Annotated in this window: 23 protein-coding genes and 2 tRNA genes; 2 read left to right on the plus strand and 23 right to left on the minus strand. The window is 36.8% G+C overall.

Going from position 1 to position 25,545, the window contains the following annotated elements:
* From ACLIBH_RS10995 to ACLIBH_RS11050, 12 genes are all read right to left on the minus strand, one after another.
* Nucleotides 1-204 (minus strand): LON peptidase substrate-binding domain-containing protein (locus tag ACLIBH_RS10995; protein WP_439316750.1); only part of this gene is annotated, 204 nt, incomplete at its 3' end.
* Between the two features lie 289 nt (nt 205-493).
* Entirely contained in the window at nt 494-1,771 is a 1,278-nt protein-coding gene (gene clpX / locus ACLIBH_RS11000; RefSeq protein ID WP_439316751.1) for an ATP-dependent protease ATP-binding subunit ClpX, read from the minus strand.
* Nucleotides 1,772-2,239: 468 nt separating this feature from the next.
* Nucleotides 2,240-3,526: a trigger factor gene (gene tig / locus ACLIBH_RS11005; RefSeq protein ID WP_439316752.1), complete on the minus strand. Its 1,287-nt coding sequence runs from the start codon at nt 3,524-3,526 to the stop codon at nt 2,240-2,242.
* Between the two features lie 121 nt (nt 3,527-3,647).
* Complete coding sequence (locus ACLIBH_RS11010) at nt 3,648-4,628, minus strand: tetratricopeptide repeat protein (RefSeq protein ID WP_439316753.1); 981 nt, start codon at nt 4,626-4,628, stop codon at nt 3,648-3,650.
* Nucleotides 4,629-4,727: 99 nt separating this feature from the next.
* A tRNA-Arg gene (locus ACLIBH_RS11015) sits at nt 4,728-4,801 on the minus strand.
* Nucleotides 4,802-4,804: 3 nt separating this feature from the next.
* Nucleotides 4,805-4,878 (minus strand) — tRNA-Gly (locus ACLIBH_RS11020).
* A gap of 122 nt (nt 4,879-5,000) precedes the next feature.
* A complete protein-coding gene (locus ACLIBH_RS11025) occupies nt 5,001-5,513 on the minus strand; it encodes a metallophosphoesterase family protein (protein WP_439316754.1) in 513 nt (170 codons plus the stop codon).
* 12 nt (nt 5,514-5,525) lie between these two features.
* Nucleotides 5,526-6,122 (minus strand): XTP/dITP diphosphatase, encoded by a 597-nt coding sequence (locus tag ACLIBH_RS11030; protein ID WP_439316755.1) that lies wholly within the window; start codon nt 6,120-6,122, stop codon nt 5,526-5,528.
* A gap of 22 nt (nt 6,123-6,144) precedes the next feature.
* The gene (gene rph / locus ACLIBH_RS11035; protein WP_439316756.1) at nt 6,145-6,885 is read right to left on the minus strand and encodes a ribonuclease PH; all 741 of its coding nucleotides are present in this window, start codon (nt 6,883-6,885) and stop codon (nt 6,145-6,147) included.
* Nucleotides 6,886-7,327: 442 nt separating this feature from the next.
* Complete coding sequence (locus ACLIBH_RS11040) at nt 7,328-8,407, minus strand: GerMN domain-containing protein (protein WP_439316757.1); 1,080 nt, start codon at nt 8,405-8,407, stop codon at nt 7,328-7,330.
* 118 nt (nt 8,408-8,525) lie between these two features.
* On the minus strand, nt 8,526-9,341 hold the full coding sequence (gene racE / locus ACLIBH_RS11045; RefSeq protein WP_439316758.1) for a glutamate racemase: 816 nt from the start codon (nt 9,339-9,341) through the stop codon (nt 8,526-8,528).
* A 4-nt stretch (nt 9,342-9,345) separates the two neighbouring features.
* Nucleotides 9,346-9,804 (minus strand): MarR family winged helix-turn-helix transcriptional regulator, encoded by a 459-nt coding sequence (locus ACLIBH_RS11050; RefSeq protein ID WP_439316759.1) that lies wholly within the window; start codon nt 9,802-9,804, stop codon nt 9,346-9,348.
* Between the two features lie 976 nt (nt 9,805-10,780).
* Between ACLIBH_RS11050 and ACLIBH_RS11055 the strand changes: the two genes are divergently transcribed.
* Entirely contained in the window at nt 10,781-11,008 is a 228-nt protein-coding gene (locus tag ACLIBH_RS11055) for a helix-turn-helix domain-containing protein (protein WP_439316760.1), read from the plus strand.
* A gap of 83 nt (nt 11,009-11,091) precedes the next feature.
* Here the strand turns inward: ACLIBH_RS11055 and sdhB are convergent, their stop codons facing one another.
* From sdhB to ACLIBH_RS11070, 3 genes are read right to left on the minus strand one after another with little or no spacing between them, the layout of a single operon-like run.
* A complete protein-coding gene (sdhB, locus tag ACLIBH_RS11060) occupies nt 11,092-11,856 on the minus strand; it encodes a succinate dehydrogenase iron-sulfur subunit (protein WP_439316761.1) in 765 nt (254 codons plus the stop codon).
* Nucleotides 11,856-13,622 (minus strand): succinate dehydrogenase flavoprotein subunit, encoded by a 1,767-nt coding sequence (gene sdhA / locus ACLIBH_RS11065; RefSeq protein WP_439316762.1) that lies wholly within the window; start codon nt 13,620-13,622, stop codon nt 11,856-11,858. Before sdhA ends, sdhB begins: the two co-directional genes overlap by 1 nt.
* Before the next feature lie 34 nt (nt 13,623-13,656).
* Complete coding sequence (locus ACLIBH_RS11070) at nt 13,657-14,274, minus strand: succinate dehydrogenase cytochrome b558 subunit (RefSeq protein ID WP_439316763.1); 618 nt, start codon at nt 14,272-14,274, stop codon at nt 13,657-13,659.
* Between the two features lie 814 nt (nt 14,275-15,088).
* Between ACLIBH_RS11070 and ACLIBH_RS11075 the strand changes: the two genes are divergently transcribed.
* Nucleotides 15,089-15,523, plus strand: a complete 435-nt coding sequence (locus ACLIBH_RS11075; RefSeq protein ID WP_439316764.1) for a DUF2507 domain-containing protein — start codon at nt 15,089-15,091, stop codon at nt 15,521-15,523.
* A 39-nt stretch (nt 15,524-15,562) separates the two neighbouring features.
* Here ACLIBH_RS11075 and uvrC read toward each other — a convergent pair whose 3' ends face one another.
* The 8 genes from uvrC to ACLIBH_RS11115 form a co-directional block, all read right to left on the minus strand.
* The gene (uvrC, locus tag ACLIBH_RS11080; RefSeq protein WP_439316765.1) at nt 15,563-17,353 is read right to left on the minus strand and encodes an excinuclease ABC subunit UvrC; all 1,791 of its coding nucleotides are present in this window, start codon (nt 17,351-17,353) and stop codon (nt 15,563-15,565) included.
* 103 nt (nt 17,354-17,456) lie between these two features.
* Entirely contained in the window at nt 17,457-17,798 is a 342-nt protein-coding gene (gene trxA / locus ACLIBH_RS11085; RefSeq protein ID WP_439316766.1) for a thioredoxin, read from the minus strand.
* Nucleotides 17,799-17,876: 78 nt separating this feature from the next.
* Nucleotides 17,877-18,851: an electron transfer flavoprotein subunit alpha/FixB family protein gene (locus tag ACLIBH_RS11090; protein ID WP_439316767.1), complete on the minus strand. Its 975-nt coding sequence runs from the start codon at nt 18,849-18,851 to the stop codon at nt 17,877-17,879.
* Nucleotides 18,852-18,878: 27 nt separating this feature from the next.
* Nucleotides 18,879-19,652, minus strand: a complete 774-nt coding sequence (locus ACLIBH_RS11095) for an electron transfer flavoprotein subunit beta/FixA family protein (protein ID WP_439316768.1) — start codon at nt 19,650-19,652, stop codon at nt 18,879-18,881.
* Between the two features lie 30 nt (nt 19,653-19,682).
* Complete coding sequence (locus ACLIBH_RS11100) at nt 19,683-20,456, minus strand: enoyl-CoA hydratase (protein ID WP_439316769.1); 774 nt, start codon at nt 20,454-20,456, stop codon at nt 19,683-19,685.
* Between the two features lie 58 nt (nt 20,457-20,514).
* Nucleotides 20,515-21,099: a TetR/AcrR family transcriptional regulator gene (locus tag ACLIBH_RS11105; protein ID WP_439316770.1), complete on the minus strand. Its 585-nt coding sequence runs from the start codon at nt 21,097-21,099 to the stop codon at nt 20,515-20,517.
* Nucleotides 21,100-21,191: 92 nt separating this feature from the next.
* Entirely contained in the window at nt 21,192-22,889 is a 1,698-nt protein-coding gene (locus ACLIBH_RS11110) for a long-chain-fatty-acid--CoA ligase (protein ID WP_439316771.1), read from the minus strand.
* A 304-nt stretch (nt 22,890-23,193) separates the two neighbouring features.
* A complete protein-coding gene (locus tag ACLIBH_RS11115) occupies nt 23,194-25,536 on the minus strand; it encodes an endonuclease MutS2 (RefSeq protein WP_439316772.1) in 2,343 nt (780 codons plus the stop codon).
* Nucleotides 25,537-25,545 lie beyond the last annotated feature (9 nt).

Consider the following 25,545-nt stretch of genomic DNA (forward strand, 5'->3'; position numbering starts at 1 on the left):
AATTCGATAAATGTCTTTATGAGTAGGGTTTTCCATGCTCACTTCTTTTTGTGCAGCTAGAAAGATTTTTTGATCGTTCATCATTGCTTTTTCTAATGCACTAATAGATTTTTCTCGACCTACATCTAAATGCATGACCATAGAAGGAAAAACAATTATTCCACGTAACGCTAGGAGGGGAAACTGATTCGCGTCTTTGTTCATCGTAAGTACCTCCGTCTAAAAAATTACATATAGCTATGAATTTTAGTTAAACTGCACTGTCTATGTTTACAATTAGCATTCATTATTATAGCCAGATGCAACGATACTAACCGGTAATTAAATGCCTTATATAAACCGGTTTCAAATAAATTGCAATGAGTTTATGCATTTAATTATGCCAAATAGTTTCTTCGTTTAAAAAAGACTGACTCAAAGGATTACTCCTTCCTTACTTATAATAAGGAGCAAGTAAACCAGGTCAGTCTTCACATTCCGTTAAAACAACTAATTATGCACTTTCTTTTGGAACCTTTTTTATTCCATTAGTTACCGTTCCGTCTACGAAAACTAATTTAGGGCTACCATTCTCTTTTGTAACTGTTTCTTCTGTAATTATACACTTTTCAATATCTTCACGTGAAGGTATTTCGAACATAATCTCAAGCATAATGCTCTCAATTATAGAGCGTAGACCTCGAGCCCCTGTCTTTCTCTTAATGGCATCTTTTGCAATTGCAACTAATGCGTCCTCTTCAAATTCCAATTGAACATCATCAATTTGAAATAACTTTTCGTATTGTTTGACTAATGCGTTCTTTGGCTTCGTTAATATTTCTATTAGCGCTTTTTCATCTAGCGGCTCTAAGCTGCCGATAACAGGCAATCTTCCAATAAATTCAGGGATTAAGCCATAGCTTAGTAAATCTTCAGGTAACACTTTTGATAATAACTGACCAAGACCTAAATCTTCTTGTTGGTTATTATCTCCAAATCCAATTACCTTTTTGCCTAGTCGACGTTTAATTATTTGATCAATACCGTCAAATGCACCGCCGACAATAAATAAAACATTCGTTGTATCAATTTGGATAAATTCTTGATGCGGATGCTTTCTACCACCTTGAGGCGGTACACTTGCAACCGTTCCTTCTAAGATTTTCAAAAGTGCTTGCTGGACACCTTCACCAGACACATCCCGTGTGATGGATGGGTTTTCTGATTTACGAGCTACTTTATCAATTTCATCAATGTAAATAATTCCTTTTTCTGCCTTTTCAATATCGTAATCTGCAGCTTGAATGAGCTTTAATAAAATATTTTCAACATCTTCCCCAACATAACCCGCCTCTGTAAGGGATGTAGCATCTGCAATAGCAAATGGGACATTTATAATTCGTGCCAATGTTTGTGCGAGTAACGTCTTTCCACTTCCTGTCGGTCCGAGCATTGCAATGTTACTTTTCGCCAACTCGACATCGTCCACGTTTTTAGGAGAATTAATCCGTTTATAATGATTATAAACTGCTACGGATAGATTCTTTTTCGCCTTTTCTTGACCGATTACATACTGATCTAAAATATCACAAATTTCTTTCGGCTTGGGTATTTCTTTAAATTCCGTCTCTTCTTCTGTTCCAAGTTCTTCTTCTACAATTTCAGTACATAAATCAATACACTCGTCACATATATAAACGCCAGGACCTGCAACTAACTTCCTTACTTGTTCTTGGCCCTTTCCGCAAAACGAACATTTCAGTTGTCCTTTTTCTTCATTAAATTTAAACATTATTTTTTTCACCCCTAAACGAATAGCTCTTTATTCATTCGATTCACATATTTGTTTCATAGTCATCATATCAAACCAACATTAGAAAACAAAACAAAACACTCTTAGTTAAATAATAGTACGCTTATCTGAAGTAATTTTCAAATAAAACCTTCTCAATTGTAAGAAATGAATAAATATATTTACTTTTTCTACGTTAATATGCCTACTTTTCAGGTTCATACTTGAATCGTTTTCGTAAATAATTTGTGAATCTGGAATATTTTTTGATATTTGTTCTCCGATCACAAACGGCTCTGTTTTAAAAAAATTATATTCGGATTGGCGTTTTAAAATAATGCTCTAACGTTCCCTCTGTCTATTATACTTATTCCAATACTATTTATGTGTCCATTAAGCGGAAACAAGGTGCAATAATTTGCACCTTGTCTCAACGTTAGCTATATTTCATCAATGAAATGGGCTTTTTTAAATTGCTTTGCTTTCTTCTAAAAGAAAGTCAATTGCCTTCTTCATTTTCAAGTCTTCTTTAATGGCAGACGTATTTCCACCGAGCATCTCTTTGATGCGATCGATTTCCATGCTGTACATCTCCGCCATGTTTGCTAGCTCTTTATCAACATCTTCTTCAGTAGCTTCAAGCTCTTCCTTCTCTACAATCGCTTCAAGAGTTAAATTTGTTTTGACGCGTTTTTTCGCGTCGTCTCTCATTTGTTCTTTAAACGCACTTTCATCTTGACCTGAGAATTGAGCGTACATTTCCATCGTCATTCCTTGCATTTGTAGACGTTGTTCAAATTCTTTTACCATTTGATCTAATTCTGTTTCAACCATGGCGTCTGGAATATCTACTTCTGCATTTTCTGTAGCTTGCTCAATTAAAGATTCACGCTTGTTGTTTTCCGCTTGTTGTGCTTTTTGTTTTTCCAATTCTTCTTTTTTCTTTTTCTTTAATTCATCAAGCGATTCAACTTCTTCATCAACATCTTTAGCAAACTCATCATCAAGCTCAGGCAATTCCTTTACTTTAATTTCATGAATTTTTACTTTAAAAATCGCTTTCTTACCTGCTAAATCTTCTGCATGATAGTCTTCAGGAAACTCTACTTCTACTTCTGTATCCGTACCAGCTTCTTTACCTACCAGCTGTTCTTCGAAGCCTGGGATAAACTGACCTGATCCAATTTCTAATGAATGATTTTCACCTTTCCCACCTTCAAAAGCTTCCCCATCTAGAAATCCTTCAAAGTCAATAACGACCGTATCGCCTTCTGCTACTTTACCATCTTCTTTTAAAACAAGCTCTGCTTGCTTTTCACGTAAAGCTTCAAGTTCCTTCTCTACGTCTTCTTCTGTTACTTCAACAGATTCTTCTGTTACTTCTAATCCTTTATATTCTCCTAAAGTAACCTCTGGTTTAACGATCACTTTTGCAGTAAAAGTTAGCTGCTTGCCTTTTTCAATTTCTTCTATATCTATCTCAGGCTGGTCAACAGGATGAATGCCTGTTTCTTCTACAGCTTTCATATATGCGTTTGGCAGTACAATGTCTACAGCATCCTGGTATAATGATTCAACACCGAATCTGTTTTCAAACAACTTACGAGGAATTTTACCTTTACGGAATCCTGGTATTTGCACTGTTTTTACAACCTTTTTAAACGCTTGATCCAACGCTGATTCAAACTCATCTGCTGGAACATTTACGGTAAGTATTCCTTCATTACCTTCTAACTTTTCCCAATTTGCTGACATAACTTTCCCTCCAAAATCTATTTACTTCCAAATTCATTCTTAATTAACAATATTTTTCTTATTATAATCAAATTTACAACCATTTAATTATAACATAATTACTACTCGTTTCAAGCAGATTCTACTCTTCGATAACGGATAAATAAAGTGCATTGTATAATTTTATCTCTTCTACATATGTACTTGTTTCCTCTGTAAGCATCTTACTATTTTTTGTCGGTATATTCAAATATGTTTCAGCTAAATACATCAGTGCTGTTGCCATTTGCTCTATTTTCGGCTTTTCATAGCAAAAAGGGTGCTTTACGAAGAAGTAACGATACAAAAGCTGTTCAATCATCGTATACATAGTAGGATTTTTTTCCTCTAGACTATTTACGCACTCCAATGTTTCTATATGTATCGGATGTTCCTTTATAGGTATTAACGTATTCGGCTGTACGATCATCGTACGATCAAATTTATGTATTTCTATTTTTTCATTATACTTCACTTCTTTTAGCCAATGCAAAATTGCCGTTTTTATTACGGGATGAACCGCTGTATCGACCAACATGTGTACTATGTCTGCAGAAGGTGGATAATGAAGCTTTCTCAGCTGCCGAATGAATTGTACTTGTTTTTTTTCGTCCTGCTCACGAATTGCTTGCTTTAGCTCCTGAGCATAAACGTTCGATTTATTAACAATACTATCGTTATTCATATGCTCGCTCAACTCATAAAATTGATTAAATTGTTCGAGTACCTTATTAGGTACATTCGTATGAAGCCGTTCTAGTTCTATTTGCTCCAACACCGCTTCATACTGGTCTGTTTGAAATAATAAAGTTAAATAGATTTGAACATATTCGTAATAGTGTTCATCGGCAGCCTGCATCCGCTCTTCGCATAGTTGCTGTGCCTCATCCATTTCTCCTAATTCCATTAAGCAAATTAGCTTTCCTAACATAATTTCATGATGCTTTACTTGGAATTGAAGCAATTGATTGAACATCTCCAATGCTTCTTTGTAGTTCTTTCGTTCCATTGCTTGCATTCCGGATTGCTCTAAATTCGTTTTCCATTTTGGGAAAATAATCACTTTTTCTTTATTCGGCTGCACGACTTCACCTCTTGCTCCAATCATTTTTACACTTAGAAGTAGTTTCCCTTAAAATAAGAAAAAGAAACCTACATTGCTATATAGGTTTCTTTAAACGTACGTCCCAGGAAGGATTCGAACCCTCGGCCCACAGCTTAGAAGGCTGTTGCTCTATCCTACTGAGCTACTGGGACATTTGGAGCGGGTGATGGGGATCGAACCCACGATACCAGCTTGGAAGGCTGGAGTTTTACCACTAAACTACACCCGCTTATACCATTTAGTTTTACTTACAAATCAATCGCACTAAAATGGCGACAAAGATTATTATATGCACTAAACATGCGAATGTCAACAGTTAATCAATAATTTTTATTAAATTTTTTAAAGATTTCATAGTGTAGTTACATACGTTTTTGCTTCTATCTTTTTTCCGCCTAACGTATAAAAAGAAACATGTATCTCTTGATATGTATTCCACTCCATCAGAGCGTACGTTTTTTCTGTGCGACCACGCGGTTGTCGAATACTTCCCGGATTAATAAACAGCTGGTTGTCTTCTTGCACAGCTCCAGCAATATGCGAGTGACCAAAGCAGACAACTTGTGCATTACACTCCTTTGCCCGATACGATAAACGCATTAAATCCGATTTCACTCCATATAAATGGCCATGTGTCACAAAGAATTTTATTCCACCAATTTTAAGCTCTTGTTCGAGCTTAAAATCATCATCTATATCACAGTTTCCTTTCACGATAAAAACATCGCTAAGTTCTGGAGCATTCCACGGTAATTCAGAATCTCCACAATGAATTGTATATATCCAATTATGTCTTTCTCTAATCATTATTAATTCATCTGTCAACCCATGACTATCACTAACAATAAGTACTTTGTTATTCATGTAATCCACCTTCTAACGTTGATTGCTTATCCACTTTTCGAGCTTATTTAAAGCGTTCGTCCGATGACTAATCTTGTTTTTTTCTTCGCTTGTTAGCTCTGCCATCGTTCGCTCAAAGTCTTGAGGTATAAATATTGGATCATATCCAAACCCATTTGCTCCAGACTGCTTAAATGCAATCCGACCTTCGCATACACCTGTCCGAAAAAAAGTGTCTTTTCCAGGTACAGCAACAGCAATTACACAAATAAATCGAGCGGATCTTTCATTTTCGGGAATATGGATCATTTCATTCATTACTTTATCAATATTTGCTTGATCGGTTGAATTTTCACCCGCATATCGAGCAGAGAATACACCTGGACTTCCATTTAGAGCATCTATAATTAGCCCAGAATCATCTGCTAATACTGTCGTTTGCAGTAAGTTTGATATTGTTTCAGCTTTAATTTTTGCGTTTTCTTCAAACGTCTCCCCTGTTTCCTCTATATCAGGAATATTACCGTCTATATCTAACAAGGATTTTGACTTCCTACCATATTTTTGGAAAAGCTGTTGAAACTCGATCGCTTTCCCCTTGTTTTTTGTAGCAACTAATACGTGTTCCATACCCTTCACCTAATTAAAAATATTATTGTCCTACTTGTTTCGATAAATCACCTAATACTTCTTTTTGTACATTAAATATTTGTTCTATACCTGCAGTTGCATAATCAAGCATCGTTAATAATTGCGCGTGTGAGAAGGTGGATTCTTCACCTGTACCTTGAATCTCTACAAATTCTTGCGATCCTGTCATAACAATGTTCATATCGACTTCAGCTTGAGCGTCTTCCACATAATTCAAATCCAGTACGACTGATTTATTCGATAAAACTCCTACAGAAACAGCTCCTAAAAACTGAGTAACAGGCATTTTTTCAATTGTACCTGCATCTATCATTTTCCCGAAGGCAAGTACCATTGCTACAAATGCTCCGGTAATCGAAGCTGTTCTTGTACCGCCATCCGCTTGAATAACGTCGCAATCGATCCAAACTGTACGTTCTCCTATTTTATTTAAATCAACGACAGAACGCAATGCTCTCCCGATAAGTCGTTGGATTTCCATCGTTCTTCCGCCAATTTTTCCACGGGATGCTTCTCTTATATTTCTTTGCTCTGTTGCTCTTGGAAGCATTGCATACTCAGCAGTGATCCACCCTTTATTTTGTCCGCGCATGAAAGGTGGTACTTTATTTTCAATACTAGCATTACAGATAACTTTTGTGTCACCCATTTCAATTAATACAGACCCTTCTGGATGCTTAATGTAATCGGCCGTTATTTTTATTGGTCTCAATTGTTTATTTTGTCGCTCATCAATTCTCATATGTAATTCCTCCTAATCCAACAAATAGTTTACCATACTTTACGAAAAAGAAACATTTTCAACGAATTATAGATTGAGTCAAGTATTTGTGGGTGTTAGTTTAAGAAGTTAAAAAAACTCTCTTTGTATTCGTTAATTTTAGTATTGATTCCTACCGACCGCAGTAGATATACACTACGCTTTCCGAGGAGGCTGAAGCCGTGCCCGCGGAAAGCATCCACCTGCAGTGAAAATCAACGGTGTTATTCATGTGTATACCGTTCGAAGTAAAATTAATCACATATTATCTAGTTAGATTCGTGCATGTGTTCCCCCACAAACCTTTTACTCATACCGAATTATAAATTTAGCTACGTATTGGTTCACTTAATTTCACCCAATTGAGTCGATCGTTTACCTTAAATAAAGACATAAAAAAGAGGCTTGGAATAAATCGCCTCTTTTATAATTTTTTTGTAGTGGGGAATGTTTTATTTGTCACAGGTTCATTATATACTTCTCCGTTTTCATTTACGAGCGCATCTATATTTTCTACTTTTATATCAATAGCTTCAACTTCTTGTTGCTCAGTCAAGGTGCGAACAAGCGTCTCCACGACTTCATCTGCAATCACTCTTTTTTCTTTATCTTTAAGAATTCCTTCGTTGAAAATGAGCTCTAATGTACCGTTTTTTAATGTCGGCTCATGAATCAGTGACGTCTTCGAATTGAATACGTGCAGGACATTCGTATCATACATCGATCCCTTCAGCAACCGGTTTACTATAGAATTAAGTTTTTCTTCGTTTTTACCTTCTACATATTGTGTAACAGGGACAAAATAGCGATTATTATTGTATTCAGCAGGATAATACATTGTTACTGCTTCGCTATTAAGTAAGTCTACTGTATCGGAATGAATGATGTTAATTCCGTTAGCTCGAGAGTACCCTTCTGAAATAGGTGTCCCGTTTACAGGCATTTCAGTTTGATCCTCACCATTTATCCGTAATTTTAATCGTTCTACATTATCAAACTGAGTTAATGTAAATGTCATTGCTTGTAAAACTTTTAATTCATCTTCTGCTTTATAGTTCGCAAATTCTTTTGATAGATCAACAATTAATGTGCCATCTTCTTTTAAATTTAAGCCAAGCACTTCTGTTCCTGCTGGAAGTACTGCCTCAAATCCATTTGGAAGTATAGATGATACAGGGCCATCCTTAACTAAGTATGAAAGCACTTGTGTAGCAACTTCTTTCGATTCAAGCTGAGGCAATTCAAGAGTTTGGGCGGCAACCATTCCATTTGCATCTAGTAAATAAAGCTGTCTTGGAGCCGTTTCTGTTACTTGTTCTTCATTCAGCTCTTGTCCTGCATCGATTGCATCGTCATTTATCGGCTCACTTTCCTTTTTATTTACTGTCCCTGTAGCCTTTGGCACATCTATTTCCTCCATCGATTGTTCCCCTTTAAAGCACCCGGATAATAGGATTATTAAGGCCGTAAATAAACATAATAGTACACGTATCCTTCTCTTCATGTCATACCCCTCCTATGATGGTTTGTACTATTATGTATACGAGCTTCTTTGAAATTTAGACCAACTATAATGGATGCGAAATGGAACTTTTTTCACAGTATATGCTGCAAACTATAAACTAATTTAAAACGATTTGCCTCATCAATGCAGGTTGCACTTCATTGATTTCACTATTAAAAATCTTACTATACACGTTTTTAAATTGAGAGAGATCCCCTGTTGTGAAGAATTGATGGGTTGGAAGTTTGCTTCCAGTATATCGCATGCGACTATAGTCTAGGATAGCACTCGCCTCTCTCGCCGTCTCTTCGCCTGATGATATGATGGAGACACGTTCGTCCATTACTTTTTTAATAACGTGCTGAATGATCGGGTAATGTGTGCACCCTAATATTAACGTATCAATTAAGTTATTTTTGCGCAGTTCCGCTAATGATTTAATAACAATATATTCTGCTTCTTGTCCATTCAAAATCCCTTGTTCTACCATTGGGACTAACAGTGGACAAGCAAGAGAATAAACTTGTAATTCAGGATTAATGTTTTTTAGTACATGTGGATACGCATTGCTCGTTATCGTTCCTTCTGTAGCAATAATTGCAACATGATTATTTTTCGTTACATTAATTGCGGCACGTGCTCCTGGTTGAATAACACCAAGCACTGGAATAGATACGGCCTTTTGAATTTGTTCTAATGTAAATGCAGTAGCTGTATTGCAAGCAATTATAAGCATTTTTATATTTTTGTTTAATAAAAAATGAACCATTTCCCACGTGAATTGTTGTACTTCTTGTTGGGAACGCGGACCATACGGACAACGTAGTGTATCCCCTAAATATACGATGTTTTCCTTTGGCAACTGTCGAATAAGCTCATAAGCTACCGTAAGACCTCCAACCCCTGAATCAATAACTCCTATTGGCTCTTTCAAACACTCACCTTATTTCTTTGTTGTAATTTTCCATTTCGTTGTATAGCTCGTAAAGCAATGCGTTAAGTTGTTGCGTTTTTTCATTGGGAAATGTATGAAGTATTTCTTTTAAGTATTGCTGTCTTTTTTCAATAACTTCACGAATAATTAGATCGCCTTTACTTAAAACCCGAATACGAACAACACGTCTATCAACGGTATCTCTCATCCGTTCAACTAATCCATTCTTTTCCATGCGATCCACTAAATCTGTTGTCGTACTAAATGCTAATCCGATTTTATGACACAATTCGCCGATCGTCATACCGTGGTTTTCAGTTAACACTTGTAGAGCGACAAACTGAGGTGACGTAATTGGATAGTTTTTCAATATTTTTCTTCCGCTCAATTTTATCGTCCGGGAAATGTTGCGTAATTTCTTCTCTAAGTCAATAATTATCTCGTTTTGCAGTTCATCTTTCACCCGAGCTTCTCCTTGTATAGTATATTTAGGCATTAATCGTAGCCTATTTATTCTGATTCATTTTTGAGTTATACCGACTTTATAACTCCGTTATCTTACGCTGCAGGTGGACGCTTTCCGCGGGCACGGCTTGAGCCCCTCGCTCGCAAAAGAGCGCTCACTCTGGTGTCTCAAGACTCATGCTGCTTTCGCTGGAGTCGCCGCCTGCAAGGAAAAACAACTCAGTTTGTGCTCTGATTTGTAAATGAATGACCTCATATTTCAATCACTTGGACGCTCTGTGATGTTCCTAGATAATTGTCTCAGGATCATTTGGGACAATTCTTATTCTCCTTGCGGTCATAACCGCAGTTTCCCAGTGTACGTTTTGACCTTCAAACACGTAGGCTGTACACCTTGATATTCGACCCTAGATGTTAGTGGCTCCATAGCGACTTCGATTCAAAGATTGTACGCATAAACGTGGCTGCTAATCAGCGTTCACATTTCTTCCAAGATATCTTACTATTTAATTATCTTTCTTTGGACATATCAAAGCAGGTCTTACAATATGATGTTTTAGCGAAGGTTAGCGTACGATAATCGAATGATAGTAAACAATACGTATTTTATTTTAACATATTACGACACGTTTTTTTATTTTATATCGTTTATGAATCAATGAATGTATGACGTTTTCTTTACATAATATAATTGATTTTTAATAATAGATTAGTTCATATAGTACGATATGGAAAAAGCTTAAATACGTGTAACATCGTTTACAAAATTTTTAATGGCGTTGAAGAAGGTGGCCGTTACGTTATAGGTGATATCATCAAGGCTTTTAATTTTCGGACGTATAATTAGTCAGAAATGGACTTTCAAATTCTTCATGAAATTTGACGCACTGTTTGTGATTTACTTTCATAAGCTATAATGACTAAATAATTACCCTTCAAACTGCATCTCTATGACAGCAAGGAGGGGTTAACATTTGAAGGACACCGACGAATATAAGCCTAAGAAACTTTTAACGAAACGTGAAAAAGAAGTATTCGAAATCCTCGTACAAGACAAAACAACAAAGGAAATTGCCCAAGAATTGTTCATATCTGAAAAAACTGTCCGTAACCATATTTCAAATGCTATGCAAAAATTGGGTGTCAAGGGGCGTTCTCAAGCTGTAGTTGAGCTAATTCGCATGGGCGAATTAAAGCTCTAAATAAAACCGACTTTCTTTTTGTGAAAGTCGGTTTTTATTCTCTAATATATATTTGTTATCAATTAACAAGTGCTTTAATTCTGTTAATGTGCATTATCACTGCCGAAGAAGTTTTTAAATGATTGGACTGTCGTAGCACGGTTCATCGCTGCAATTGACGTTGTTAATGGAATCCCTTTAGGACATACTTGCACACAGTTTTGTGCATTACCACATCCTGCAAGTCCACCTTCTTCCATTAATCCATCCAATCGTTCACTTTTATTCATTTCACCAGTTGGGTGTGCATTAAATAGACGAGCTTGTGATAGTGCTGCTGGTCCAATAAAGTTGGATTTATCATTTACATTCGGACAAGCTTCTAAACATACACCGCAAGTCATACACTTTGAAAGCTCATATGCCCACTGACGCTTTTTCTCTGGCATTCGTGGCCCAGGGCCAAGATCGTACGTACCATCAATCGGTATCCACGCTTTAATTTGTTTTAATGCATCAAACATGCGTTCACGATCTACGATTAAATCACGAATGACAGGAAATGTCGACATAGGTGCTAGTCGAATAGGCTGTTCAAGCTGATCAACTAATGCAGCACAAGACTGTCGAGCAGTTCCATTAATTACCATAGAGCATGCTCCACATACTTCCTCCAAACAGTTCATATCCCAATGAACAGGAGTTGTACTTTCCCCTTTAGCGTTTACAGGGTTTTTTTGAATTTCCATTAACCCTGAAATAACGTTCATGTTTTTTCGATATGGGACATGAAATGTTTCTTCATAAGGAGCAGAATCCGGGCCGTCTTGACGAGTTATAATAAAAGTAACCGTTTTTGCTTCAGCCATTATGATTTACTCCCTTCGCTTTTTTTCGAATAATCCCTAGCACGCGGCGGGATTAATGAAGTATCTACATCTTCATACGTAAGGACGGGTGCTTGCTTTTCGCTATCAAAAGTTGCAATTGTTGTTTTAAGAAATTCATCATCGTTTCTCTCTGGGAACTCTGGCTTGTAATGTGCACCACGGCTTTCGTTACGATTATATGCACCTAATGTAATAACTCGAGCCAGATGAATCATGTTTTTCAATTGTCTTGTAAACATAACTCCTTGGTTGCTCCAGCGCGATGTATCATTAATGCTAATATTTTCCCAACGTTCAAGCAACTCTTGAAGCTTTTCATCTGTTTTTAATAAACGCTCGTTTTCACGTACAACCGTAACGTTATCGGTCATCCACTCACCAAGCTCTTTATGAAGCTGATAGGCATTCTCGCCCCCGTCCATCTTTAACATTGCTTCAAATTTTTCTTCTTCTTCTTTTACTCGACTTTCAAATAAGTCAGCAGAAATATCTTCAACATGCTTTTCCAAGCCGTCAATATATTTAATGGCGTTTGGACCTGCTACCATACCTCCGTATATCGCGGATAGCAAAGAGTTAGCTCCTAAACGGTTTGCGCCGTGCTGAGAATAGTCACATTCTCCCGCAGCAAAAATCCCTGGAATATTTGTCATTTGTTCGTAATCTACCCACATGCCGCCCATTGAGTAGTGAACAGCAGGGAATATTTTCATTGGAACTTTCCGTGGGTCTTCTCCAACAAACTTTTCATAAATTTCAATAATCCCGCCAAGCTTAATGTCAAGTTCTTTTGGATCCTTATGAGAAAGATCTAAATAAACCATGTTTTCTCCATTAATACCTAGCTTTTGATTCACACAGACATCAAATATTTCACGTGTTGCTATATCACGTGGAACAAGGTTGCCATATGCTGGGTATTTTTCCTCTAAGAAATACCATGGCTCCCCATCTTTGTACGTCCAAACACGTCCACCTTCTCCACGTGCAGACTCACTCATAAGACGTAATTTATCATCGCCTGGGATTGCGGTTGGATGAATTTGAATGAACTCGCCATTTGCATACTTAACTCCTTGCTGATATAAAATGCTAGCTGCTGAGCCAGTATTAATAACGGAGTTTGTTGATTTACCAAAAATAATTCCTGGGCCACCAGTAGCCATTATAGTTGCATCTGAAGGAAATGATTTAATTTCATGTGACTTAATATTTTGCGCCACAATCCCTCTGCCTACTCCTTCATCGTCAATAACAGCTCCGAGAAACTCCCAGCTTTCATATTTCGTTACTAATCCTTCAACCTCGTACCTTCTTACTTGTTCATCAAGCGCATATAATAATTGCTGACCTGTAGTTGCACCTGCATATGCTGTACGATGATGCTGTGTTCCCCCAAAACGTCTGAAATCCAATAAACCTTCAGGGGTACGGTTAAACATTACACCCATACGATCTAACATATGAATAATACTTGGTGCCGCTTCACACATTGCCTTTACTGGGGGTTGGTTCGCAAGGAAGTCCCCACCGTATACGGTATCATCAAAGTGAATTGCTGGTGAATCCCCTTCACCTTTTGTATTTACTGCACCATTAATCCCACCTTGGGCACATACAGAGTGAGAGCGTTTTACAGGAACAATTGAGAATAAGTCTACACTGACTCCTGCTTCAGCAGCTTTTATCGTTGCCATTAAGCCAGCAAGTCCGCCACCTACTACAACGACTTTTCGTTTACTCATAGTGATACTCCCTCCTCTAAATAAAAAACTAACATCAAATACCTAAACCAAATTGAATAATTGTTCTTACACCGATATAACTAACAACTAAAAACACAATAACAGTCGCGTATGTAACAATTTGCTGCGATTTTGGAGATTGGGCAATACCCCATGTTACAGAAAAGCTCCATAAGCCGTTAGCTAAGTGAAATACAGTTGAAATAATGCCGACAATATAAAACCAAAACATTACAGGGTTCGACAGAATATTTTCCATCAAGCTATAATTTAACTCGGCATTTCCCATACCAATTTGTATACGGGTTTCCCAAACGTGCCATGCAATAAAAATAAGCGTAATAATTCCTGTAACTCGTTGCAATAAAAACATCCAGTTACGAAAATACCCATAACTTTTTGGATTATTCCGAGTTACAAACACAATATAAACTCCTAAAATTGCATGAAACAAAATTGGCAAGTAAATTACAAACGTTTCCAAAGCGAGTACAAATGGTAAATTTGCCATAAAATTAGCTGCTTTATTAAAGCTCTCTTCCCCATATACGGCAAAGTGGTTCACCACTAGATGCTGAACGACAAAAATTCCAATCGGTATAACACCTAACAGTGAATGTAATCTTCTGTAAAAAAACTCACGATGTTCCATGTGCGTAACTCCCTCCTTATTTATATAGTATGTTTTGTGTGCCAATGCACAGCCACTAAAAAGATAGTACGCTTTCCAGGAAAAAGAACTTCCTGTTTCATTTATAAAATGTACAAATTGTAACACATTTATTGTACTTCTATCTGTATAAAGCGTCAAGAAAAGGACTAGCTTTATTGTATGAAAAATAAATGATTTTTATTTATTAAGTATGCATAGATTGTATGTAGGGGTAAAAAGTTTGTAGGGAGAACATATGAACCATTTATTTGTCATTCACTTTATATAGTAAAAAAAGGCTTACTTACCCATACATGGATGACACTCGCTTTACATGGACAATGCCTCAACGAGAGGCTTGTATATGTCATCATCAAGATCCGAACCATAGTTAAAAAATAGTTTCACCTTTATAAAAATAGTATTTTTTAAGATTGTATATTCACGCACAAATACATTTACTCAATAAGCTTGTACAGTATGAGTAAAATGTTTGTGGGGGAACAGATGCACGAATCTAACTAGATAATATGTGATTAATTTTACTTCGAACGATATACACATGAATAACACCGTTGATTTTCACTGCAGGTGGATGCTTTCCGCGGGTACGGAAAGCGTAGTGTATATCTACTGCGGTCGGTAGGAATCAATACTAAAATTAACGAATACAAAGAGAGTTTTTTTAACTTCTTAAACTAACACCCACAAATACTTGACTCAATCGTTTGTACAATCCGTACATAATTAAATAAGGAACTGTGATATAATGGTGTAACATTACTATACAAATCCGTTAGAAAGGATGACATTCATGCCGATAAAAGAAAATCCTCTTTCTATCTCTTTACTTGACTCATTTCATACACAGGGTGCAGGGTATGATGTCTTGCGCTACGTAAGCTTACCTGATCTATTAGGAACGGAAGCACACACGCTTTTATATTTTATGGGGAGAAATTTAGCAAGGAAAATGAACGTGCAAACATTGGATGATATTTTTAATATATATAATAAATTAGGCTGGGGTCGGCTCGAGCTTATAAAAGAAAAGAAAAAACATTTAACATTTCAACTCATGTCTGATGCAATCGTTCAACGGATAAAAGCGCCGATCGATACAGAATTCCGTTTAGAAGCAGGGTTTTTAGCCGAAGCTATTGAAATTATTTCCGAAAGAGGCTGTGAGTGCCAAGAAGACATTAATCAAAATCTTTTTCTCGTTCAATTTCAAGTAATATATACGTAATGTTATAAAAAATTATACTTCAGAAGAATCAAAGGTCGCTTATGATTCTTCTGTTTTTTTCTTAGTTACATGTTCACGAATATTTTCTGCAATGTTCTTTGGTATACCTAGCTTTGTAAAGTCTTCAATTGAAGCATTTTTAATATTCTCTATCGTCTGAAAGTGGCTTAGTAATAAATTTCTTCTTTTTTCACCCACTCCCTCAATATGATCCAACTCGGATTGAATAAGTCCTTTACTTCTTAATTGTCGGTGAAACGAAATCGCAAATCGATGTACTTCATCTTGAATACGTTGAACGAGATAAAACACGTGTGATCTTCGTTCTAAAGTAACTGGAAAAGGCGGCTCTCCATATAACAACTCCCCTGTTTTATGCTTTTCATCCTTTACTAAGCCACAGAGCGGTATATCGAGTCCAAGTTCATTTTCCAACACATCTTTTGCTACACTCATCTGTCCTTTCCCGCCATCTACAATAATTAAGTTCGGCAAAGGTAGCTTTTCTTTTACTACACGTGTATATCTGCGGCGGATTACAGATCGCATCGTATCATAATCATTAGGCCCTTCAACATCTTTTATTTTATATTTACGATACTCATTTTTGTGTGCTCTTCCGTCAATAAATACAACCATCGCAGAGACAGGGTCTGTCCCTTGTATATTTGAGTTGTCAAATGCTTCAATACGAAGGGGTGTCTCGATATTTAGCAATTCTCCTAATTGTTCTACAGCTTGAATCGTCCGTTCTTCGTCACGTTCAATTAACGTAAATTTTTCTTGAAGAGCGATTCCTGCATTTTTCATTGCTAGCTCAACCAATTCCTTTTTTTGTCCACGAAATGGCGTATGAACTTCCGTTTGAAGTAACTCTTTTAATAAATCGGCATTGGAACCGATTGGCAATAAAATCTGCTTTGGCTTCAAATGATTTTGGTGCAAATAAAATTGACCGATATAGCTAATAAACGCTTCGCTAGCCTCCCCGTAAAAAGGGATTATGGCTCCATCACGTTCGATTAATTTACCTTGTCGGATAAAAAACACCTGTACACACATCCACCCTTTATTAAAGTTGAATCCAAAAATATCTATATCAACTTGTTCGTTTAGGGTAACTTTTTGTTTCTCCATCACCGCATCAATGTGTGTCAATTGATCCCTTAATTCTTTCGCACGTTCAAATTGAAGTTGATCACTTGCTTCCATCATTTTCGACTTTATTTCTGCTTTTATTTCCCTATATCCACCATGTAAAAATGAACTAATATCCTGTACTATCCTTGCATATTCTTCCTTTGATGCGGTATTCTCACTACAAGCTAGACACTGACCCATATGATAATACAAGCAATACCTTCCAGGTGGATTATTGCATTTTCTTAGCGGATATAATCGATCAAGTAATTTCTTTGTTTCCCTTGCGGCGATTACGTTCGGATAAGGACCAAAATATTTCCCGTTGTCTTTTTTTATTTTACGTGTAATTAAAAGGCGCGGATGTCTTTCCGAAGTAATCTTTAAGTATGGATACGATTTATCATCCTTCAGCATGACATTGTATTTTGGGTCGTACTTTTTTATTAAGTTCATCTCTAAAATAAGAGCATCGATCTCTGTATTTGTTACAATATATTCGAAGTCAGTTATCTCGAGTACAAGTCGCTGCGTTTTTTTATCGTGTGCGCCTGTGAAATAAGATCTTAATCGATTCCTTAAAGTTTTAGACTTTCCAACATAAATAATTGTACCTTGCGTATTTTTCATTAAATAACAACCTGGTTTCATCGGAACGATCGCTAACTTTTCTTTAATGAGTGCATTCATCCTATTATACTTCCTCTGAAAAAAGTTAAAGATAATCCCTTGCCACCAAAGTAACAAGGGATTTATCTCTACGATATTGTCTATTAGCTATATTAGCTATCTATTACGCATGTTTATTAATTAATTCAACAAGCGCTTCTTTCGGCTGAAAACCAACAACTTGATCCACTACGTTGCCGTCCTTCATTAGTAATAATGTAGGAATACTCATAACACCGTATTGACCAGCTGTTTCTTGGTTATCATCCACGTTTAATTTAACAATTTTCACTTGATCGCTCATGTCTCCATCGATCTCTTCTAAAACAGGAGCAATCATTTTACAAGGGCCACACCAAGGTGCCCAAAAGTCCGCTAAAACGAGACCTTCAGAAGTTTCCTTTGCAAAGTCTTGATCAGTTACATCTACTATTGCCATTATTAATTCCTCCAATCTATCATTCAATCTGTACTGATTATATCATCGTTAGTATTCCCTTGCTAATACTTTGCTTATACAAATCAACAATGTATTTTAGCGATTCTACTGTTTGATGTTCTGCAATTTTTCAATAAGTAATGGAATAACTTCAAATAAATCTCCAACGATCCCATAGTCAGCGATTTTAAAAATATTTGCCTCTGGGTCTTTATTAATTGCGACAATTACTTTTGAATTTGACATCCCAGCTAAATGTTGAATCGCACCGGAAATTCCACACGCAATATATAAATCGGGTGTAATTACTTTTCCAGTTTGACCAATTTGTAACGAGTAATCACAATACCCAGCGTCACAAGCACCTCTAGAAGCTCCTACAGCGCCGCCTAATACGTTGGCCAGTTCATAAAGCGGTTCAAAGCCCTCTTTACTTTTCACGCCACGCCCACCTGCGACTACAACATTCGCTTCGGACATATCCACCCCGTCGCTCGACTTACGAATAACTTCTTTAATTACAGTTCGCAAATCAGCTATTTCTACTTCCTTTTGAAGTATAGACCCTTCTCTATTTTCTTCTCGCGGCAACATAGCAATGTTATTAGGACGGATTGTAAAAAAGAGAATGCCATCCGTTAAAATTTTCTTTTCAAATGCCTTACCCGAATAAATAGGTCTTGTAAAACTGAGTCCTTCATCTTCCATGTTGATTTCTGTCACGTCCGAGATTAAACCACTGTTTAATTTACTCGCAATCTTAGGGGTTAAGTCTTTTCCAATTGCCGTATGTCCCATAATAATTCCAGTTGGCTCTTCTTCTTTAATAATTTTCATTACTGCTTCCGTATATCCATCCGGTGTATAATTAGCAAGTCGCTCGTGCTTTAACGTTATGACCCGATTTGCGCCATAATAAATCATCTCTTGTGCTTCGTCTTTTTCGTCACCTTCTCCAAAGAGGATTCCGATAATTTCGCTAGATGGTTTTACTTTCTTGGCAGCTGCAATCGCTTCAAATGTAACATTGCGTACTTGACCTTCTTTTGTTTCCCCAATAACAATCATTTTATCACTCATTGTAAGACCCCTTTCTATAAACCTGAACTACAATACTTTTGCTTCGTTTTTTAATAAAGATACTAACTGCTGTACTTGTTCATTTGCTTCACCTTCAAGTATTTTTCCAGCTTCTTTTTCAGGCGGGAGAAAAATGTGAACGGTCTTCGTTTTTGCTTGTACGTCATCCTCATCTAAATCTAAATCATCCAACTCAAGCTCTTCTAAAGGCTTCTTTTTTGCTTTCATAATCCCTGGCAACGAAGGATATCTTGGTTCATTTAATCCTTGCTGACAAGTTACGAGCAATGGTAAAGATGTTTCAATTTTCTCAATATCACCTTCAACATCCTTATCGATAGACACTACATTACCATCAATTTTTAAATCAACAATCGTTGTTACACAGGAAATGCCAAGCTGTTCAGCCAACCGCGGTCCTACTTGACCACTTGCTTCATCTATCGCAACATTTCCTGCTAAAATCAAATCGGCTTCTTTATCTTCAAAAAACGCTTTCAAAATTTGGGTAGTAGTGAAAGCATCCCCATAATCTAAGTCCTCTTCTGTATTAATTAGAACTGCTTTATCTGCGCCCATAGCTAAAGCAGTACGCAATTGTTTTTCTGAATCTTCTCCACCTACCGTCACGACGGTAACTTCTCCACCATGTGCATCTCTTTGTGTTATCGCTTCTTCAATCGCATATTCATCATAAGGATTAATAATAAATTCTGCGTCATCTTCTTCAATTTGACCATCGTGTACAACGATCTTATCTTCTGTATCAAACGTTTGCTTCAATAATACATAAATATCCAAATTAAACGACCTCCACTATCCATTAGGTTTTTAGTTGTTTTTGAAGTTTGGTTTACGTTTTTCAAGAAATGCCTGTACACCTTCCTTAGCGTCGTCTGAAGCAAAAATAGTACCAAATGCGTTAGCTTCTGCTTGAACGCCAGCGTCGAAGGATTCTGACTTCGAATATGAAATCAGCTCCATAATCCGTTGTATAGAAGGCAGACTTTTCGCAGCAATTTTCTCTGCAAGCTTCATCGTCGTCTCCATAAGTTCACTGTCAGGTACAGCTTGGTTAACTAGCCCTAAAGATGAGGCTTCACGTCCGGTTATTGATTCGCCACTAAGAATCATTTCGTACGCCTTCGCTGTCCCAACATATGCTGGCAAACGTTGGGTACCAGCAAATCCTGGAATTATGCCTAGTGTTAATTCTGGTAGTCCTAGCTTTGCTGTTTCCGTCACAAATCGAATATGACAGGCCATCGCCAATTCCAATCCTCCCCCAAGAGCAGCACCGTGAATCGCAGCAATGATTGGGATATGAAACTGTTCCATTCGATTAAACAATCGTTGTGTTTTTTCAGCCATAGACTGAAATGCTGCTGAATTTTGCAAGGCAGTAAATTCTTTAATATCAGCACCAGCAGAAAAGAACCGGTCGTCACCTCGAATAATAACAACTTTCAAATTAGAGTGTTGTTCAACTTTGTCTAATGCTGCAGAAAGATGATTAAATACGTGTGTCGACAGTGCGTTTGCCGGTGGATGTTGAATCGTCAAAATGGCAATATTGTCTTTAACTTCAAATCCAATAGTACTCATCTTCTAGCCTCCTCATATTTCCATAGTAACAGAATTTATGTATAGGTGGCACTATTTGTTATTTGTTTACGAGGCCACCCATAATTAATTGATGAACACCTGTTGCCTGATCCACTAAATCATATTTTCGTTCTTTCATCACCCATGTCGTTACTGTTTCATCTAACGTACCAAAAATCATCTGCCGAATAATAGTTCGGTTTATATCTTTTCGAAAACTCCCCTCATTAATTCCTTCAACAATAATCGAATCAATAACTTTCAAATAAGGCTTTAATACGTTATTAATTTGCATGCGTAATTCAAGATTGGATTGTCTGAGCTCCAATTGGGTAACTGTTGCAAGATGATGATTTTCTGCAAGCTGGCTAAAATGCATTTCAATTAGCGTGAACAGTTTTTGGCTCGCACTTTGCTCGAGGTTAATGCTATGCTGAATTTTTTCTATAAATTGCCCCATATATTCTTTAAAGAGGGAAACGAGAATATCTTCCTTATTATCGAAATATAAATATATTGTGCCATCCGCTACATTCGCTTTTTGTGCTATTTTTGATACTTGTGAAGCGTAATAACCGTTCTCAGCAATTACTTCAATTGCAGCATCGATAATTTGCTTGTATTTTGGTTTGTTTTTTTTCATCTTGAACTCCTTATTTCTTTATGGACAATGAATGAATAATCATTCATTACTATTGTAGCTACGGACAATAATTGTGTCAATATTTCTATTTATTAGACTTTATTGGCCTGTGATTCGTTTTCTTTTTTATACACTTTAATAAGCTCTCTTTTTAGCACTTTTCCAACTGCTGTTTTGGGTAGTTCTTCTTTAAACGAATATATTCTAGGAATTTTATAAGCAGCTAAATTTTCTCGACAGTATATATCTAATTCCTCTTCGGTTAATTTATACCCAGGCTTTAATACGATAAATGCCATAACCGTCTCACCGCGGTAATCATCTGGTACACCGACTACCGATGCTTCTTGAATCCCTTCGTGTTCATATAACACTTCTTCAACCTCACGGGGATAAATATTGTAGCCACCAGCGATAATCATATCTGACTTACGGTCAACAATATAAAAATACCCATTCTCATCCATATATCCCATATCACCTGTTAGAAGCCAACCAGCTTTTAACACGGCAGCTGTTTCTTCTTCATTTTTCCAATAGCCCTTCATTACTTGTGGTCCGCTAATCGCTACTTCACCGATTTCACCAACCTCTAATTCTTCTATAGTACCTGGCTTTACAATTTTTGAATCGGTATCGGGCCACGGTACTCCAATACTGCCATTAACTCGGTTCGTCCATAGGAAATTTGCGTGTGTAACTGGAGATGTTTCAGTTAACCCATACCCTTCTACTAATCTTCCGCCTGTTATACGTTCAAATTGCTCTTGAATTTCTGAAGGTAGAGGGGCTGATCCACTAATACATGCTTCAACGGAGGATAAATCATAATCTTTTATTTCTGGATGGTTTAGTAAACTGATGTAGATCGTTGGGGCACCAGGGAATAAAGTGACGTTTTGTTTATGAATTACTTTTAATACTTGCTCAGGTTCAAATTTAGGGAGTAAGACCATTTTCCCTCCGAGCATAATGGACAAGTTCATTACAGTAGTCATTCCATATACGTGAAAAAAAGGCAAAACACCTAAAATAACTTCCTTTCCTTCTTCTATTTTATAAAGCCATGCTTGGCACATTTGCACATTAGCAACTAAATTGTAGTGGGTTAACATTGCTCCCTTTGGTAGTCCGGTTGTACCACCTGTATATTGTAGTAATGCTATATCTTCTTTAGGATTGACATCTATGATGCGATGCGTGCTACTCGCCTTTTTCATTATTGACATCCAAGCATGGGTATTTTCATTTTCTACTACTTTTACAACCATATTGTATTGTCGCTTCTGAATAAATGGATATATTATGTTTTTAGGAAAAGGCAAATATTCCTTTATTCCTGTGACAATAACATGCTTAATGTCCGTACCGTTTTTCACTTTATTTGTTCGTGGAAGTAAAATATCAAGACAAATGATGATCGTTGCACCTGAATCTTTTAATTGATATTCAAGTTCTCTTTCTGTATAGAGCGGATTTGTTTGCACTACAATACCGCCTGCCATTAAAGCCCCGTAATAACTGATTACTGCTTGCGGACAATTTGGCAGCATTATCGCAACCCGATCATTTTTATTCAAGCCTAATGATTGTAAGTAGCTTGCAAGTTTTTTTGCTTCGCTTAAAACATCTGTAAACGATAATGTCTTGCCCATAAAATGTAATGCTGGCTTATCTTTGTAACGTTTTTCACTTTCTTCAAGAAACTGTTGTAACGGTTTCTCGTCATAAGACAGTTGTGCAGGAATTTCTTTTGGATAATACTTTTGCCATCTCTGAACGTTATCCATGAATTTTCCTCCTCAAATTTAAGCTTACTTCCATTATACCGATTATTTTATATTATTTGAATCTTTTTAATAATTATTTAATGTTGTCCTCACTAAAATACGTGCATAATAAAAAATGGGCTGTCACTATGCCGATAAGCACTATTTGTGACAACCCGTATAAATATAGTTACATCGATCTTCTCGAAGGTACGATGTGAATTAAAAATCAAATCATAAATATCCAATAAAACAGGCCAATAATAACAAATAGAATGGCGACACCAATCAATATTTTGGCTAGTCGATCAAGCATGTACTCACCTCATTTTATTTCTGCGATCGTAACTCCACTCCCACCTTCATTCATTGAACCAACTCGGTAGCTTGAGATATGTGGATGGTTTTCAATATTTTTCAAAACACCTTTACGCAAAGCTCCTGTGCCTTTCCCATGGATAATCGTAACCTGATTGAAGCCCGATAATAATGCATTATCCAAATACTTTTCTAGTTCATGCATTGCTTCCTCATAGCGTAGCCCTCTGACATCCAGCTGTGGTTTTATTAAGCTTTGACTTTTAATTGGTGTTGTTTGCTTCTCTACATAAGTAGTTTCTTTCTTCAAAGGCTTTAGGTGCTGTCTTTGTATTTTCAACTTCATCATTCCAACTTGAACAAAATATTCGTTTGAGCTAATTTTCTCAAGAATAGTTCCTTGCTGATTAAACGTTTTAACGAGCACCTCATCATTTTTTTGCAATTCCTTTAGTATCTCATCTTTGTGTTCCACATTGTTATCTGCTTGTCTATTCGATAGACGTGGCATCGATGTGTCTAGTAATCTTTTGGCTTCTATCCATTCATGTTCTTTCATTGTACTGTTTGATTGCTTTAAACGCATTTCTTTAACGATTGTTTCTGCTTGTTCTCTCGCATTCGTTAATGCTTTTTCAGCCTTTTCCTCTGTCTTTTTATACAATGCTTCTCGCTGTTCATCAAATTGTTTCCATTTTTGTTCCAAGTCTGCTTTTAGCTTTTCGCTTTCTAACAACAAGTTGTGTGCATCTTCATATTCTTTTATTGCTTGTCGTTTTGATTGTTCTAATGCAGAAATCATACTCTCTACGCTTTTAGAATCTATACCTATATGATTTTTTGCTCGCTCGATTATCGACTGCTTCAGCCCAAGTCTTGTCGATATTTCAAATGCGTTGCTACGACCAGGGACACCAATTAATAATCGATACGTCGGCTGTAACGACTCTACGTCAAACTCTACCGATGCATTAATAACTTTATCTCTATTGTACCCATAAGCCTTAAGCTCTGGATAATGGGTTGTTGCAATCACTCGAGCTCCCTTCTCCATTGCTTCATCTAAGATTGACATAGCTAGCGCTGCACCTTCTTGAGGGTCCGTGCCAGCTCCCAACTCATCAAATAAAACGAGCGATTGATCATTTACTTGATCCATAATCGAAACAATATTTGTCATATGGGATGAAAATGTACTTAAGTTTTGCTCAATGGATTGCTCATCTCCAATATCAGCAAAAACATGATCGAAGACAGATAGCTCACATCCATCAAGCGCCGGGATTTGCAAGCCTGACTGAGCCATTAACGTACATAAACCGACCATTTTTAATGTTACTGTTTTACCACCTGTATTCGGTCCAGTAATTACAATCGTATGAAACTCATTTCCTATTTCAATATCATTAGCGACGACTTCACTATGTGGAATAAGTGGATGACGGGCTTGTTTCATTTTTATTATTCCGGCATCATTAATTTTTGGCATTGCTGCTTTCATCTTCTGTGCCAATCTTGCTCGTGCAAAAATAAAATCCGCTTCTCCTAATACTTTTACATTTTCATAAAGTGTATCCTGTTGCTCTGCAATTTGTTCTGTTAATTTATATAATATAGCCTGGATTTCCTGTTCTTCCTGAACGGAGACTGCTTGTAATTCGTTATTTAATTCGACGAGTGCATTTGGTTCCATAAATAAAGTTTGACCAGAAGAAGACTGATCGTGAACAATCCCACCAAATGAGCTACGATGTTCGTGTTTTACAGGCAAAACATACCGTTCATTACGAATTGTAATAATTGCGTCAGATAGTAATTTACTTTTCGTTCGGATGTAGCTGTTCAATTTCTCTCGGATGCGGGCTTCATACGTACGAATAGAACTCCGTATGCTTTGTAATTTCGGGGACGCTTGATCCAATACATTTGCTTGATCATCGATACATTTTTTAATTTGCTGTTCCAATTGTTGTAATGGATCAATCTGTTGGATGAGCTCCTTCAGTAAGGAAATATCCGCTTCTATTTTTTCAATAAATTGTTTTGTTTTACGTCCTCCATATATCGTGTTTGCAATTTCAAGACACTCATTTGGATTCAAAACCCCTCCTATGACACTGCGCTTTAAGCTCGGTCGAATATCCGTAATTCCTCCGAAAGGAACGCTTAAATTTAAACGCAAAACCGTAACAGCTTCATCTGTTTCGTCTTGTAATTTTTGAACAGCTTTTAAGCTTCGGTTCGGCGTTAAGCGAAGCGAGAGCTCTTTACCAACTGATGTAGCAGCTTCATTGGATAATTGCTCGGTTATTTTGTTAAATTCCAGAACACGGAGCATGCGTTCATTCATTCCTGTATA

This window comes from Virgibacillus sp. W0430, assembly GCF_051846935.1.
Taxonomy (GTDB): Bacteria; Bacillota; Bacilli; order Bacillales; family Amphibacillaceae; genus JBPYCR01.